Source organism: Variovorax sp. PBL-H6 (assembly GCF_901827155.1).
Classification (GTDB): Bacteria; Pseudomonadota; Gammaproteobacteria; order Burkholderiales; family Burkholderiaceae_C; genus Variovorax.
Window position 1 is genome coordinate 3,020,408 of the sequence record NZ_LR594659.1, and the last position, 15,547, is coordinate 3,035,954.

10 protein-coding genes are annotated in these 15,547 nt (G+C 66.1%); 7 read left to right on the plus strand and 3 right to left on the minus strand.

The window, feature by feature from the left end:
- Positions 1 to 188: 188 nt before the first annotated feature.
- Together G3W89_RS14175 and G3W89_RS14180 are read left to right on the plus strand one after the other, a co-directional pair.
- Positions 189 to 1,970 carry a PQQ-dependent methanol/ethanol family dehydrogenase gene (locus tag G3W89_RS14175; protein WP_162574678.1) on the plus strand — a complete coding sequence of 594 codons (1,782 nt, stop codon included), beginning with the start codon at positions 189 to 191 and terminating at the stop codon, positions 1,968 to 1,970.
- Between the two features lie 38 nt (positions 1,971 to 2,008).
- Entirely contained in the window at positions 2,009 to 2,329 is a 321-nt protein-coding gene (locus tag G3W89_RS14180; RefSeq protein ID WP_162574679.1) for a high-potential iron-sulfur protein, read from the plus strand.
- Between the two features lie 92 nt (positions 2,330 to 2,421).
- On the opposite strand, the gene G3W89_RS14185 is transcribed toward G3W89_RS14180, so the two are convergent.
- Positions 2,422 to 4,548, minus strand: coding sequence for a sigma-54-dependent Fis family transcriptional regulator (locus tag G3W89_RS14185; protein ID WP_162574680.1), 2,127 nt, complete (start codon positions 4,546 to 4,548; stop codon positions 2,422 to 2,424).
- Positions 4,549 to 4,832: 284 nt separating this feature from the next.
- On the opposite strand from G3W89_RS14185, the gene pedF reads away from it, so the two are divergent.
- The 5 genes from pedF to G3W89_RS14210 all read left to right on the plus strand — a co-directional run bounded on the left by pedF (position 4,833) and on the right by G3W89_RS14210 (position 13,333).
- Positions 4,833 to 5,354, plus strand: a complete 522-nt coding sequence (pedF, locus tag G3W89_RS14190; protein WP_162574681.1) for a cytochrome c-550 PedF — start codon at positions 4,833 to 4,835, stop codon at positions 5,352 to 5,354.
- Between the two features lie 11 nt (positions 5,355 to 5,365).
- A complete protein-coding gene (locus tag G3W89_RS14195; protein ID WP_162574682.1) occupies positions 5,366 to 6,220 on the plus strand; it encodes a substrate-binding periplasmic protein in 855 nt (284 codons plus the stop codon).
- Positions 6,221 to 6,453: 233 nt separating this feature from the next.
- Positions 6,454 to 6,660 (plus strand): RHS repeat domain-containing protein, encoded by a 207-nt coding sequence (locus G3W89_RS33085; RefSeq protein WP_162577480.1) that lies wholly within the window; start codon positions 6,454 to 6,456, stop codon positions 6,658 to 6,660.
- 80 nt (positions 6,661 to 6,740) lie between these two features.
- A complete protein-coding gene (locus G3W89_RS14205; RefSeq protein WP_162574683.1) occupies positions 6,741 to 12,986 on the plus strand; it encodes an RHS repeat-associated core domain-containing protein in 6,246 nt (2,081 codons plus the stop codon).
- Positions 12,987 to 12,988: 2 nt separating this feature from the next.
- Positions 12,989 to 13,333, plus strand: a complete 345-nt coding sequence (locus G3W89_RS14210) for a DUF6984 family protein (protein ID WP_443083172.1) — start codon at positions 12,989 to 12,991, stop codon at positions 13,331 to 13,333.
- Positions 13,334 to 13,439: 106 nt separating this feature from the next.
- Here the strand turns inward: G3W89_RS14210 and G3W89_RS14215 are convergent, their stop codons facing one another.
- On the minus strand, positions 13,440 to 13,847 hold the full coding sequence (locus G3W89_RS14215; protein WP_162574686.1) for a DUF779 domain-containing protein: 408 nt from the start codon (positions 13,845 to 13,847) through the stop codon (positions 13,440 to 13,442).
- Positions 13,848 to 13,858: 11 nt separating this feature from the next.
- Positions 13,859 to 15,379, minus strand: coding sequence for an aldehyde dehydrogenase (adh, locus tag G3W89_RS14220; protein WP_162574687.1), 1,521 nt, complete (start codon positions 15,377 to 15,379; stop codon positions 13,859 to 13,861).
- Positions 15,380 to 15,547 lie beyond the last annotated feature (168 nt).

The window sequence follows — 15,547 nt, forward strand, 5'->3', positions numbered from 1 at the left end:
GGCCGGCTGCTCAACGCTGGAGCAGTTCAGCGGGAAAACCCGCGGCTTGCCGGCCCATTCGACGCCTTCGGCAGCCGTCCGGCGCCACTGACGCCGTGGCACGGACATTGCCCTTTGAAGAGCGTGGAAGACGCAACCATCCGGACGTGTCGGACCCGCTTTTTTCAACCCCACGAGGAGACGACCCCATGCAACTGAAGCTCTTGAACGTTCTCATCTCCGCCGGCCTGGCCGCCTCCGCAGCCCACGCTGTCGTGACCAACCAGATGATCGAGAACGAAGCCACCGCCACCGGCAACATCCTCACCTGGGGATTGAACACCCAGGGGCAGCGCTACTCGCCGCTCAAGCAGGTCAACACGGCCACCGTCGGCAAGCTGGCGCCGGTGTGGGCCTTCTCCTTCGGCGGGGAGAAGCAGCGCGGACAGGAATCGCAGCCGGTCGTCCACAACGGGAAGATGTTCGTCACGGCCTCTTACTCGCGCCTTTTCGCGCTCGATGCCACGACCGGCCGCAAGCTGTGGAAGTACGAGCACCGCCTGCCCGAAGGCATCATGCCTTGCTGCGACGTGGTCAACCGCGGGGCTGCGCTGTACGACAACCTGGTGATCTTCGCCACGCTGGACGCGCAGCTCGTGGCACTCGACCAGAACACCGGCGACGTGGTGTGGAAGGAGAAGATCGACGACTACAAGGCCGGCTACTCGGCCACCGCGGCGCCCATCATCGCCAACGGGCTGATCCTCACCGGCGTGTCGGGCGGCGAGTTCGGCGTGGTCGGCCGGGTCGAGGCGCGCGACGCCAAGACCGGGCGGCTGGTGTGGATGCGGCCTACCGTCGAAGGCCACATGGGCTACACCTACGATGCCGATGGCGCAGCCAAGGAAAACGGTGTCTCCGGCACTGTCAACCAGAGCTGGCCGGGCGACCTGTGGAAGACCGGCGGCGCTGCCACCTGGCTCGGCGGCACCTACGACGGCAAGACGGGGCTGGCCTACTTCGGCACCGGGAACCCCGCCCCGTGGAACAGCCACCTGCGCGAGGGCGACAACCTGTTCTCCTGCTCGACCGTGGCCATCGACGTGAAGACCGGGCAGATCAAGTGGCACTACCAGGGCACACCCAACGACAGCTGGGACTTCGACGGCGTGAACGAGTTCGTGACCTTCGACATGGACGGCAAGCGCGTAGGCGGCAAGGCGGACCGCAACGGCTTCTTCTACGTGAACGACGCGACCACCGGCAAGCTCGTCAACGCCTTCCCCTTCGTCAAGAAGATCACCTGGGCCAGCAGCATCGACCTGAAGACCGGCCGCCCCAACTTCATCGCGGAGAACCGGCCCGGTGATCCGACGGCCGGCACGGAGGGCAAGAAGGGCAGTGCGGTCTTCGCCGCGCCGGGCTTCCTCGGCGGCAAGAACCAGATGCCGATGGCCTACAGCCCCGACACGAAGATGTTCTACGTACCCGCCAACGAATGGGGCATGGAGATCTGGAACGAACCCGTGGCCTACAAGAAGGGCGCGGCGTACCTCGGTGCGGGCTTCACCATCAAGCCGCTCAACGAAGACTACATCGGCGCGCTGCGCGCGATCGACCCGAAGACCGGGAAGATCGCCTGGGAGGTCAAGAACAACGCGCCCCTGTGGGGTGGCGTGCTGACCACCGGCGGCAACCTGGTGTTCTGGGGAACGCCCGAAGGCTACCTGAAGGCGGCCGACGCCAAGACGGGCAAGGTGGTGTGGGAGTTCCAGACCGGCTCCGGCGTGGTGGCGCCGCCGGTGACCTGGCAGCAGGACGGCGAGCAGTACGTGAGCGTCGTCTCCGGCTGGGGTGGCGCGGTGCCGCTGTGGGGCGGCGAGGTCGCCAAGAAGGTCAACTTCCTCGAGCAGGGCGGCATGGTGTGGGTGTTCAAGATTCCGAAGGCCGGCGACGCCAAGGGCACGACGCGCAGTGCGAAGGCCGGCTGACAAGACACGTTCCACCGAAGACAAGACTGGAGACCCACATGAAAGACAGCACGCGCCGCCTCTTCATCCTTCGCAACCTGGCTGGCGGCAGCGCCGTCCTCGCATTCTCCGGACTCGCGCGGGCCGCGCCCGCGCGAACGGAGGAAAGCGACGACACGGCACAGGCCCTGGGCTACAGGCACGACACCAGCAAGGTCGACGACAAGCGCTTTCCCAAGCACAGCGCCACGCAGCGCTGCACCAATTGTTCGTTCTTCCAGGGCAGCGCCACCGATGAGTGGGGCGGTTGCGCGATGTTCGGGCGCAAGCAGATCGCCGGCCCCGGCTGGTGCAACGCCTGGGCGGCCAAGCCGGCCTGAGCAGCCTGAACCCGTGTGACACTGTTCCCTCGTGGAGCAGTGGTGCGCAACCGAGACACAGGGATTCCCCCCGGCCTGGCAGGCATGCCTCGCTAAGGCTTGGCCCAGCGCAGCTTGCGGTAGATGGTGTTGCGGCTGATGCCCAGGCGCTTGGACGCGACCGAGATGTTGCCCTGCGCCGCTTCCACGGCGGCGCGGATCATCTCTATCTCTGCTTCTTCGAGCGTGCGTACCGCGGCGCCGGTGAGCGCCGAGGCGGGGCCGGGCTCGGGCTGCGCGATGACGGCGGGCGCAGCCTGCGGCATGAGGGCGCCGGGTGCGCTTTCCTGTCCTGCGATCGATCGGGCCGGCGCCGGCGCCCGGGTCGCACGAAGCCGCCGTGCATCCTCGAGGAAGTCGTCCGACAGATGGTGCTCGGTGATCTGCGCCTCGCCCGCTGCCATCACGACAGCGGTCCGCAGCACGTTCGCGAGCTGCCGGATGTTGCCGGGCCACGCATAGCCGTTGAGGAGCTCGGCGACTTCGGGCGCGATCGTGGGGGTGCCCTGCGCGCACTCCGACAGCAGGATGCGCTGCGCGACGATCTCGAGGTCGCGGCGATCGCGCAGCGCCGGCAGGCGCACCACCAGCCCGTTGAGCCGGTAGTACAGGTCCTCGCGAAAGGTGCCGACCTCGATCATGTCGCGCAGGTTGCGGTGGGTGGCGGCGACCACGGCGATGTCTACCGAGATGGACTTCTGGCTGCCCAGCGGCGTCACGCATCGCTCCTGCAGCACGCGCAGCAGTCGCGCCTGCAGCGCCAGTGGCATGTCTCCGATCTCGTCCAGGAACAGCGTGCCGCCGTTGGCCTGAACGATGCGTCCGCAGGCCCCCTTGCGGCGCGCGCCTGTGAAGGCACCATCCTCGTAGCCGAACAGCTCGGCCTCGATCAGCGACTCCGGAATGGAGGCGCAGTTGACCGCGACGAAAGGCTGCTTGGCGCGGTTGGAGTCCTGGTGCACCGCTCGCGCCAGGAGCTCCTTGCCGGTACCCGTCTCGCCGAGGACCAGCAGCGGAATGTCGCGGTTGAGCACGCGCTGCACCTTCTGGACCACCGCCTCGATCTGCGGGTCGCCGGTGAGCAGGTAGTGCAGGCCCGAGAAGGCGCCGCCCGCGGCGGGCGTGGCTGCGCCCGGACGTGGCGCCATGGCACCGGCCGCAGCGGCTGTGCCGGCCGACACGCCCGGCGTGCCCGGCGTGCCCGGCGTGCCCGGCGTGCCCGGCGCGTCGGCATCCATGCCGGCCATCATCGCGCGCCCCCCGTTGAAGCGGGCGTTGACGAAGAACTGCCGGCCGCTCGCCAGGCTCAGGCGGGCGGGCGTCGGCAGCGGCGTGCGGAAGTGATCGAAGATGGCCGAGACGCTCGTGCCGAACAGGCTGGTCAGGCTGTGCATGCGCAGCGCCGCGCTGCTCATGTCGAGCTGGTCGATGGCACTGCGGTTGGCCCCCAGGATCTTGCCGTCGGCACCCACGACGATGATGCCCTCGAGCAAGGTGCCGATGAACTCGGCGCGGCCGTGAAAGTGCAGCCTCAGCCGGTTGCCGTAGTCGTCCGACAGCCACTGGTTCTCGATCATGCGAGCCGACATGCGCACCAGCCCCATGGTGTGCTGGTGGTAGGAGCGGTGGTCGCCGGTGACATCGAGCACGCCCAGCATGTTCCCGCGCGGGTCGAAGATGGGCGCCGCCGAGCAGGTGAGAAAGCTGTTGGCGTGAATGAAGTGCTCGCCGGCATGCACGACGGTGGGCGACTCCTGGAACAGCGCGGTGCCGATGGCGTTCGTGCCCTTGGAATGCTCGGCCCAGTTGGCGCCCGGCGACAGCGCGACCTTGCCGGCACGCTCCAGGAACCTGTCGTCGCCGACCGAGTGCAGGATGATGCCCTGGGTGTCGGCCAGCACGATCATGCTTTCGGTGTCGACGATCTGCTCGAACAGCATCTCCATCACCGGCGCCGCATGCGTGAACAGCCGCTGGTTGCGCTCCCGCGCCACGCTCAGGTCGCTGCGCATCAGCGGCTCGAAGTCGGGACGCTCGACCCGCGTGAGCCCGAGCGCGGCGCAGCGCTGATGCGATTGCTCGATCTGCTCCGTGCGCGCGGGAAGCTGCATGCAGGGCAGGGCGGTGGGGGTCGACCAACTCCCGGCATCCGGGGCCGGAACTTGAGGGGATGTGGACATCCGTATCTCCTGCTCGTGTTGCTGCCCTTCGGGCAGCTCGTCTCCGTCGAACCCCGCGCAGCTCGAAGGCGTCGCGGCTGTGCTTTTTCTAGGTTGGCAGACCGTGCGGCATGGCGTCGCCAAGTCCGTTCCGAAGCATGCCATTGAACTGGCCGGTTGCTTTGATGTGGAGCAATCGGCAGGTCTTTGAAGGCAATTTGTGTTCCAGCCTGAAACAGGTCCGCATGGCACGGGCTTTGCGGTCCGCTGCGCATCGTTCAACACAACCATGACGGAGACCTGACATGAATCGCATCCCGCCCCCCAACCCCGTTTCCATTCGTCCAACGCACAGCCGCAGCGCAGCGAAGGCCGGCGCCGTGCTGCTGGCCCTCTGCGCCTGCCTGGCCGCCCCCATCGCCTGGGCGCACGGCGACGTGACGCCCCAGGCCGTCGACACTGCGGCGCTGCCCAAGCTCGGCGAGCAGTGGCGCGCCGAGAACCCCTTCCGCGGCAACGAGGTCGCCATCAAGATCGGCACGTCTGCTTACAACCAGAACTGCGCCCGCTGCCATGGCCTGGAGGCCATCTCCGGCGGCATTGCGCCCGATCTGCGCAAGCTCGACGGCGAGTGCGCGACGATGAAGGACGCTGGACGCCGAACCGCCTGCGTCAAGGAGACCGACGAGTTCTACGCCGCGACCGTGCGCGCCGGCCGCACCCGCAACGGCGCCGTGTACATGCCGCCCTTCGAAGGCGTCATGAACCAGGAAGCCGTCTGGTCGATCAAGGCGTACCTCGAGACGCGCCGCGAGAAGCCCTTCTGAGCGAGCCGACCATGAAGAACATCGGAGCAAGCCGTCGCGACTGGCTGCGTTGCCTGGGTGCGGCCGGCGCAGCCGCGGGCCTGGCGGTACTGCCGCTGCGCCCGGGAGCCACCCCGCTGGAGCGTGTGCGCGAGCGCGGCGCACTGACTGTCGGCATCTACCACGACATGCCGCCCTTTCACTCGGGCGGCAAGGGCATCGACATCGAACTGGCGCAGGCCCTTGCCGAATCATTGGGCGTGCGGCTCTCGCTGCTGCCTTTCCATGCGGACGAGAACATGGCCGATGACCTGCGCAACATGGTGTGGCGTGGGCATTACCTCGGCTACGGGCCGGCCGACGTGCTGCTGCACGTCCCGGTCGACCGGCCGCTGATGGACGCCAACCCGCAGGTCGCCATCCTGGCGCCCTATTGCCGCGACCGCGTCGCGATCGCCAGGCGGCTCGAACGCGTGCCCCGTCTCGACACGCTGTCGCAACTGGCGGAAGGCCGGGTGGCGGTGCCGGGGCAGTCGCTCGCGGGCTGGCTGCTGATCGGCGCGGAAAGCGGCGCCTATCGGAGCCAATTGAACACGCAATGGAAGGACGGCACCGAGGCCGCACGTGCGCTGCTGCGCGAGGAAGTCGTGGCGGCGGCAGGACTGGCTTCGGAACTGGAAGCCGTGCTGCGCGGCGACACGCGCTTCGAGATCACGCCGCTGCCTTCGCCGCGCGCGCCGCGCGACGGCTGGGCGGTGGGGATGGCGGTCAAGCGCGCTTCCACGGAGCTCGCGCAGGCGTTGCAGGGCGCGGTGAACGAGCTGGCCGCGAGCGGCCGGCTGGCGCAGATCTTCGAGCGCGGCAACGTGACGTGGCGGGCTGCCTGAGACGCGGGCCTGGCGAGAGAGCGGAGCTTCCCTGAGGTTCGAGCGGCTTCCGCGCGTGGATGCATGCGCCAGATTCGCGCGACAAAGAACGAGTTTTGTTTGTTCTCGGCTCGACTACAGTCCGCGACACCAAAAAAACGGGAGCCCCCATGAATAAGAAGATCGCTGCATTGCCAGCGTATGCATCGAGATCGCACGCATCGATGCCCTCCAATCGTGTTATGCCGACACGGATGTTGAGCCGCACAGTTCTTGCCGCTTGCCTGTGCACCGCCGCGCTCGCGGGTCATCCTGCTCATGCCGATTCCGTGAGCTACAGCTACGACGCCCTGGGCCGCTTGGCCAGTACCGTCTACAGCGACGGCAGCGCGACCACCACCATCACCTACAGCTACGACGCCGCGGGCAATCGCACCTCGGTGGCGACCACCTCGCCGTAGCGTCGGCGCGCTGTTGCAGCCTGGCCTGGGAGGGCAGGGCTGCTCGTTTCCTTTCCATTGAAAACAATCGGGGAGTTCCCATGTCCAAGCTCGCGCGCGCGTGCGCCGTTGCCGTGGCCGTTGCCACATCGTTTGCGGGCGGCATCGCTGCTGCACAGATCCAGGGAGGCGGTGCACGCAAGGCGGCACCGCCTGCCATTGCCCTCGGTGTTCCCGTGGCCAAGGCCACCTCCGCCATCAGCCAGCGTTCCTCTCTGAGTGCCGCAGCAGGCTCGGGCAGTTCGTTGAGCTTCGCCAGCGGCCAGCCTGCGCTGCGCTACCAGGCTGTGGACCTTCCCACCGCCAAGGACCCCGTGCGGCGCGAGGCGGTCAAGGACGGTGCCAAGGAGGCCAATGTCTCCGCGCGAGGTGCAGCCGCTACCAGCAGCACCAGCAGCACCCCCGGCGAATTCGCCCCCGCCCCCGGCGTCCTTCGCGCCAACATGCCCCCGGTCACCTTCGCCGATGCCCAGCGCATCCTGAAGTCGAGAGTCCTTCCGGCCAACGTCAATCAAGGCGTCACTGCGGCATCCACGGCGACCAAGACCAGCAAGACTTCGACCTCCACCTCCGCCGCAAAGATCTCCGGCGACGCCGCTGCCTCCGGCCCCGCCTCCATCGCCGAGCTCGCGCGGTCCCTGCGCAACCACCCGGACCTCATCTACCAGTACGTTCGCAACAACATCGAGTACTACCCCACCTTCGGCATCCAGAAGGGCGCGCTCGGCGCCGTGCTCGACAACCAGGCCACCGCCCACGACCAGGCGGCCTTGATGGTCGAGCTGCTGCGCGCCTCCGGCATGGAGGCCAACTACGTGCGCGGCATCGCCAAGCTCAGCGCCGCTCAGTTGACTGAGTGGTGGGGCGTGAGCACCGCCAATGCCTGCGGTGTCCTCTCGCTCCTGGGCCAGGCCCAGATCCCGGTCTACGAGATCAACGCCACCACCGCGGGCAGTTGCCCCGGCACCGTCGCCGCATTGACGGATGTCTCCATCGAGCACGTCTGGGTCAAGACCAAGATCAACGGCAGCTGGTACGTCTTCGACCCGAGCTACAAGCCCCACACCTTCAAGAGCGGCATCGACCTCGCCAGCTACGCCGGCTACAACGCCGCCAACTACCTGGCCTCCGCCCAGAGCGGCGCCACCGTCGCGGCCGACTACGTCCAGAACATCAACCGCAACAACATCCGCTTCAACCTCGAGAAGTACGCTGGCATCCTCGCGGTCTCCCTGCGCACCTCCAAACAAACCGCCACCCTGGACGACGTCCTCGGCGGCAAGACCATCGTCCCCTTCTACGGCGCCTTGCGCCAGACATCACTGCCTTACCAGAACACCGCCTGGGGCAGCGAGGAACTCGCCGAACTCCCGGCCTACATGAAGCCCACCCTGCGCGTGCAGTACCAGGGCATCGATCAGACCTACACGTCCGATGCCATCTACGGGCGTCGCCTGACCCTCACCTACAACGGTGCCAACCAGCCCATCCTCGAGCTCGATGGCGTCGCTGTGGGGGCGCCCGGCACGGCAGTCACTCCCGGTACCTCCACCTCGATCACCTTCACCGTCACCCACAACGCCTACGTTTCCACCTGGGCGAACCACAGCTTCACCCAGAGGATCTTGGGCGGCGGCACCAACACCTTCCTGATCGCCAACGGCTGGGGTCCGGCAGGCCGAGGCCCCGCCGAGAACTACCGCAGGACCCTCAGCGACCTCAAGGCTTCCGGCGCCGCCGACGCTTCCGAACCGCTGCTGGGCAGCACCCTGGGCGTCATCGGCGCCCAGTGGATCGCCCAGAACACCCACGCCGGCACCATCACCGAGCGCATCGCCGACACCACCTTGCTGCACCAGCACCAGGTCGGCATCGTGGGCTACACCGGCAGCGCCTACGTCGACCTTCCCAGCAACGTGCTGGCCGTGGCCAACCTCGCAGGCAACACCGACAAGGAGAGCGCGGCGTTCGCCAACTGGGCCATGCACCTGAGCATCCTGGAGTCCACGGCCGTGCAGCAGACCACCGGCGTTCCGGCCGTATCAACGGTCAAGCTCATGGACCTCGCCTCGGCGGCCGGCCAGCGCATCTACAACGCCACGTCGGCCAACTACGCGAGCGCCGTGCAGCCCAACCTGGTGAACTGCGGGGCGCATCTCGGCAACTTCAGCAGCTATTTGGCCTCCGGGCTGCGCCTGATCCTGCCCGCGCGCTGCGACATCGCCGAGAACAGCTGGAGCGGTGCGGGCTACTTCACCGTGGGCTCCGGGTTGTACCTGGGTTCCATCATCAGCAACGGTTTGTCCGGCGGCTACTCGACGTACGACCAGTCGGCGGGGGCGGCCAGCGCAACCGTGGTCCAAGCAACCAGAGAACAAAGCGATCTGACCCAGGCTGGCCCGCAACTCCTCGGCGATCCGATCGACATGGTCCAGGGCCATTTCCTCTACAACCACGAAGACATCAATGTCGGCGTCGGCGCCTTCCCCCTGAGCCTGAGCTTCCAACGCCTCTACAGCTCCGGCATGCGCAACCAGAACGGCCCTCTGGGCAAGGGCTGGACGCACAACTTCAACGCCAGCGCCGCTGTCAACTCCGATGGCTTCCAGGCCATGGGCGAGGACTCTGCATTGGATGCCGTGGGCACCATCGTCGAGCACAAGGCCTCCTTCGACCTGCTGATGGACCCGGCACGCCCGCTTGCCAAGCTCGTGGCCGCCACGCTCGGCCAACGCTGGTTCGGCGACCAACTGATCAACAACACCGTGGTGGTGACCCAGGGTCTCAACGCCGAGGTGTTCGTCAAGCTGCCCGACGGAACCGGCATGTACAACCCGCCACCCGGCAAATCCGGCAAGCTGACGAAGAGCACCGATGGCACCTATGCGTATGAGTTCCTTAACCGCGCCGCCCTGAAGTTCAACGCCGCCGGCAAGGCCGAAACCTACACCGAGCCCAGCGGCGTCCAGGCCAAGTTCACCTACTCGGGCAACGACCTCGCGCAGGTCCAGAACAGCCTGGGCCGCACGTTGACCTTTACTAACGCCAACGGGCGCATCGCGCAGGTCAGCGACGGGACGCGCTCCGTGAGCTTCGGCTACGACGCCAACTCGAACCTCGCCACCTTCACCAACACACTGGGTCAAGGCACGACCTTCTCGTACACCCTACCGGGACAGATCCGCAGCATCTACAACCCCAGCCTCCCGGCCACCGCCGCGCTCACCAACACCTACGACAGCCTCGGGCGCGTGAAGAACCAGGTGAATGCGCGGGGCAAGAGCTACGACTACTACTTCGCCGGATCTCGAACCGAGGAAGTGGGTCCGGGCGCAGTCGCCCGCACCAGCTATCTCGACGGGCAGGGCAATGTCATTCAGTCCAGCACCCCCGTGGGTAACTGGACCATCAATACCTACGACGGCCAGTCGCGCCTCATCCGCAGGCAGCTGCCCGAGGGCAACGCCACCGAGTACGCCTACGACGACGCTACCTGCACCAACCCGACGTTCCGCTGCACGCACAACGTCCAGAGCATCACCAGCATTGCCAAGCCCGGCAGCGGCCTGGCCAGCCGGGTGCAGCGCTTCTACTACGAAAACGCCTTCAACAAGGTGGCTACCGCCATTGACGCGCGGGGCAAAACCACCACCTACACCTACACCGCGCAAGGCCTGCCGCTGGCCATCACCGCCCCGGCCGATGCGGCCGGAGTGGCACCTCAGACCACCTACGCCTACAGCGCCTTCACGCCGAGCGGCTTCCCGAGCTTCTACCTGCCGAGCTCGCAGACCGTCAAGACCAGCGCCAGCAACAGCGTGGTGACCGCCACCACCTACAACGCTGCGAACAAGTACGTGCCGCAGACCAGCACGGTTGATGCGGGCACCGGCAAGCTGAATCTGACGACCAGCTTTACGTATGACCTGACCGGAAACCCTACCGGGGTCGATGGGCCGCGCACCGATGTGGCGGACACGATCGCCACGGCTTACGACACCGAGCGCCGGCCCACGCAGGTCACCGATGCGGTGGGCAAGCAGAGCCGCGTGGCCTATGACGCGGACGGCCGCGCGGTCAAGAGCGCGGCGCAGCAGGGGACTCAATGGCTCGTGAGCTGCAGCCGCTACAGCGAGACCGGCAAGGTCACCCGGGCCTGGGGTCCGGCGCTCACTGCCGCGGCCACCACCTGCCCCGGCGAGGCGGCTCCGACGCCCATCACCGACATCGCCTATGACGACGTGGATCGACCCTTCCGGACGACGCAGTACCTTCCCGCAGCCGACGGGGGCAACCGCGTCACCGAGACCATCTACAACCTCGACGACACCGTGCAGGCGGTCAACAAGGCCGTGGGCACGGCACTGGCCCAGGCTTATGCGACCTACACCTACACGCCCAACGGCAATGTCGATTCGGTCAAGGACGCCAAGAACAACCTCACCGTCCACACCTACGACGGCTTCGACCGGCTCGCCAGGACGTACTACCCGCTGCCCAACATGCCTCTCTACGGCAACGCGAACGACTACGAGGAGAACGCGTACGACGCCAACGGCAACGTCACGAGCCTGCGCAAGCGCAATGGCCAGACCATCGCACAGAGCTGGGACAACCTCAACCGCCTGACAGCACGGTCTTATCCGAACACTGCCGACAACGTACAGTTCGGCTACGACCTGCGAGGGCTCAGGACCTCGGCCCAGTTCGCCAATGGCACGCACGCGATCAGCTATGCCTGGGACAACGCCGGGCGGCTCGCGAGCACCGCCGCGGGCGGCAAGACCCTGAGCCACCAGTACGACGCCGCGGGCAACCGCATCCGCACCACCTGGCCCGATGCGTTCTACACGACCACGAGCTATGACGCGGCCAGCCGGCCGAGCGTCATCCAGGAGAACGGCAACGTCAACTTGGCCAGCTACGCCTACGACGACCTGGGACGGCGCACCACCGTGACCTTGGGCAACGGCACCACCGTCCAGCGTGGCTATGACAACCAGGGGGCACTCGCCACGCTGAAGAATTTCCTCGCCTCGCCGTCTCAGGAAGTGCAATACAGCTACACGCGCAACCAAGTCAGAGAGCTCAAGAGCGTCGCCTGGACCAACAACCTGTACCAGTGGAGCGGGGCAAGCGCGGGCACGAAGAGCTACACCAGCAATGGGCTGAACCAGTACACCGCGGCGGGTGGCGCAACGCAGAGCTACGACGCCAACGGCAACCTCACGGGCGATGGCACCTGGAGCTATGGCTACGACCTGGACAACCGGCTGAAGACGGCGAGCAAGACGGGCACTGCAGCCAGCCTCGCCTACGACGCAGAGGGAAGACTCAGGCAGACGGTGATCGGAGCCAGCATGACGAACCTGCTGTACGACGCCGCGAACCTGATTGCCGAGTACGACGCGGCGGGGACCACGCTGCAACGACGCTATGTGCATGGACCGGGCACCGACGAGCCGATCGTCTGGTACGAAGGCGCAGGCACCACGGCCAAGAACTGGTTCTACGCGGACCACCTGGGCAGCATCGTGGCCACGGCCAATGCGACCGGTGCCTCCACGGGCATCTACAGCTATGGGCATTTTGGCGAGCCGAACACGGCGACGGGACCGAGGTTCAGGTACACCGGCCAGCAACTCATCGGCGAGCTAGGGCTGTACTACTACAAGGCACGGCTTTACTCGCCGAGCCTCGGCAGGTTCCTGCAGACGGATCCGATTGGCTACAAGGACGACCTCAATCTGTATGCCTACGTGGGCAACAACCCGGCGAACCGGACGGACCCTACCGGCTTGATCGCCAGCCAGGCAGCGGCACTGGCGGCTGGTGTTGGCGGTGCGTCCGCATTTCCTGTGGCCCCGCAGTCCAATGTGCAAGGCACGCCTCTTGGAAACTGGATTGACAATTCGCCACTCTACGATCCACCGCTAGAGGGTGTCTATCCCGAGGAGTTTCTGATTGGTGGAGGGTTGGGAATACTCAGAGGGGCGGCACAGGCGGTTGCAAAGGGAGTGGGTAGTGTTGCCGCCACTGGCACCGCGGCAGGCGCCGAGATAATGTTTAAGACGGTTCACTATGCCTCGCGTCTCGAAACTGCCGGTGTAAACATTGCTCGTGCCGAAACTGCTGTGGCGAAGGAGGTTAGCGCCATGCGCGGGAACTTGGCCACGAATTCCGACGTTGTTGGGCGGCTGACCGTCGACGGCGTCGAAGTCGAATATCGCGCACGCTTGCTGCCCAGCGGAACGGTAAACGTCGGAACACTCTTCCCGGTGAAATAAACATGCGCACACTAACTCACGATGAGATGACGCTAATCGCCAACTTCGCCAGCAGGCTTGAAGAACGTGAACGGACGCAACTCCTTGAAGATCTTGAAAAAGCCTCCGCAACCCTGGCCACCCCAGATGGATCTCGAGTCATGTTCGACATCGCTGGGTACAAGAGACCTCCATATCGTGGGCAGCATCCCTTCGGCATCGAAGGACGGATGCTCGACAGCGACGGCGCCGAATTGTCTGTGCTGCTCCACGCCGACGAGAACGGTCGATTGCTCGAATTGGAGCTTGTACGCTGGGATTCGAGTGACCTTCTAGGGCCACGTTGGGAAACGCTTACGCTGCAGTAGGTGATATCTAAAAATCGGCGATTCATGGATTCATGGCGCATAGCCCGTCCTTGTTCCTCTCACGTGAGGCCCCCCGCCACCCACTGACCATACAACCCAACCCAGACTAGAGCTTCCCTTGCCCCTCCAGCCACCTCCACTCCGCATCGTCATACAACCGCGAGCGGGTGATGAAACGCAGCCCGGTGGGCCGCTCCAGCGAGAACATGCCGCCGTTGCCGGCCACCGCATCGATGATCAGGTGGGTGTGCTCCCAGTATTCGAACTGGGAGCGGCTCATGTAGAAGGGCGCGCCGCCGATCTCGCCCAGGCACACGTCCGCGTCACCCGTCTGGAATTCACCGAGCACGAAGCACATCGGTGCGCTGCCGTCGCAGCAGCCGCCAGACTGGTGGAACATCAATGGCCCGTGCACGGCGCGCAGGCGCTCGATGAGCGCCTGCGCCGCCGGCGTGGCGGACACGCGGCGGACGATGCCGCAGGGCGCCTCGCGCGCCCCCGGGTCGGATGCCATGAGGCTTCGCTTCAGAAGAAGCCCAGCTTGTTCTGGCTGTAGCTCACCAGCAGGTTCTTGGTCTGCTGGTAGTGGTCGAGCATCATCTTGTGCGTCTCGCGGCCGATGCCCGACTGCTTGTAGCCGCCGAAGGCGGCATGCGCCGGATAGGCGTGGTAGCAGTTGGTCCATACGCGTCCTGCCTGGATGCCGCGGCCCATGCGGAAGGCGCGTGCGCCGTCGCGGGTCCACACGCCGGCGCCCAATCCGTAGAGCGTGTCGTTGGCGATCTCCAGAGCCTCCTCTTCGGTCTTGAAGGTCGTGACCGACACCACCGGCCCGAAGATTTCCTCCTGGAAGATGCGCATCTTGTTGTGCCCCTTGAAGACGGTCGGCTTGACGTAGTAGCCGGCCGCGAGCTCGCCGCCCTGCACGTTGCGTTCGCCGCCCGTCAGGCACTGTGCACCCTCCTGCTTGCCGAGGTCGATGTACGAGAGGATCTTCTCCATCTGCTCCTGCGAGGCCTGGGCGCCGAGCATGGTCGACGGGTCCAGCGGGTGGCCTTGCTTGATGGCTTCCACCCGCTTGATCGCGCGCTCCATGAAGCGCTCGTAGATCGATTCCTGCACCAGTGCCCGGCTCGGGCAGGTGCAGACCTCGCCCTGGTTGAGCGCGAACATCGCGAAGCCCTCGAGCGCCTTGTCGAAGAAGGCATCGTCGGCCGACATCACGTCCTCGAAGAAGATGTTGGGCGACTTGCCCCCCAGTTCCAGCGTCACCGGGATGATGTTCTGCGCCGCGTACTGCATGATCAGTCGGCCGGTGGTGGTCTCGCCCGTGAATGCGATCTTCGCGATGCGACTGCTGGAGGCCAGGGGCTTGCCCGCCTCCAGTCCGAAGCCGTTGACCACGTTGAGCACGCCCGGCGGCAACAGGTCGCCCACCAGCTCCATCAGTACCAGGATCGAGGCCGGCGTCTGCTCGGCCGGCTTGAGCACCACGCAGTTGCCCGCAGCCAGCGCCGGCGCCAGCTTCCACACCGCCATCAGGATCGGAAAATTCCAGGGAATGATCTGGCCGACGACGCCCAGCGGTTCATGGAAGTGATAGGCGTAGGTCTCGTGGTCGATCTCGCTGATACCGCCTTCCTGCGCCCGGATGCAGGCAGCGAAGTAGCGAAAGTGGTCGATGGCCAGCGGGATGTCGGCCGCCATGGTCTCGCGCAGCGGCTTGCCGTTGTCGAGGGTCTCGGCCACGGCAAGCAGCTGCAGGTTCTGCTCCATGCGATCGGCGATCTTCAGCAGGACGTTGGCGCGCTCGGTGGGCGAAGCCGCGCCCCAGGCGGCCTTGGCCTTGTGCGCGGCATCGAGCGCCGCCTCGACATCCTTTGCATTCGAACGAGGGATGCTGGTGAAGGCCTTTCCGGTGATCGGGGTGAGGTTGTCGAAGTACTGGCCGTCGATCGGCGCGAGCCACTGTCCGCCGATGTAGTTGCCGTATTGCGCCTTGTACGGGTTCGCAATGCCCAGGTGGGCCATTTCTGCCATGTCCATGAATCGTCTCCAGTCAGGGGTTGGAAAAGGTGCCGACGGGACGACGCGTCCCGCGCAGCCACTTCTGCAAAGCGCGGGCCATGCCGCTGGCGCGCCGTCGCGGACGGGGCAAGTCCTTGTCGCGCTTGAGCTTTTCGAAGGCGCAGTGCGCCGGCGCGGCAATGCTGC

Bases quoted from the DNA above. Each gene is read 5' to 3' on its own strand.
- adh (WP_162574687.1), bottom strand. From the start codon at position 15,379: ATGGACATGGCAGAAATGGCCCACCTGGGCATTGCGAACCCGTACAAG.
- G3W89_RS14195 (WP_162574682.1), top strand. From the start codon at position 5,366: ATGAAGAACATCGGAGCAAGCCGTCGCGACTGGCTGCGTTGCCTGGGT.
- G3W89_RS14205 (WP_162574683.1), top strand. From the start codon at position 6,741: ATGTCCAAGCTCGCGCGCGCGTGCGCCGTTGCCGTGGCCGTTGCCACA.
- G3W89_RS33085 (WP_162577480.1), top strand. From the start codon at position 6,454: ATGTTGAGCCGCACAGTTCTTGCCGCTTGCCTGTGCACCGCCGCGCTC.
- G3W89_RS14175 (WP_162574678.1), top strand. From the start codon at position 189: ATGCAACTGAAGCTCTTGAACGTTCTCATCTCCGCCGGCCTGGCCGCC.
- G3W89_RS14185 (WP_162574680.1), bottom strand. From the start codon at position 4,548: ATGTCCACATCCCCTCAAGTTCCGGCCCCGGATGCCGGGAGTTGGTCG.
- G3W89_RS14180 (WP_162574679.1), top strand. From the start codon at position 2,009: ATGAAAGACAGCACGCGCCGCCTCTTCATCCTTCGCAACCTGGCTGGC.
- G3W89_RS14210 (WP_443083172.1), top strand. From the start codon at position 12,989: ATGCGCACACTAACTCACGATGAGATGACGCTAATCGCCAACTTCGCC.
- pedF (WP_162574681.1), top strand. From the start codon at position 4,833: ATGAATCGCATCCCGCCCCCCAACCCCGTTTCCATTCGTCCAACGCAC.
- G3W89_RS14215 (WP_162574686.1), bottom strand. From the start codon at position 13,847: ATGGCATCCGACCCGGGGGCGCGCGAGGCGCCCTGCGGCATCGTCCGC.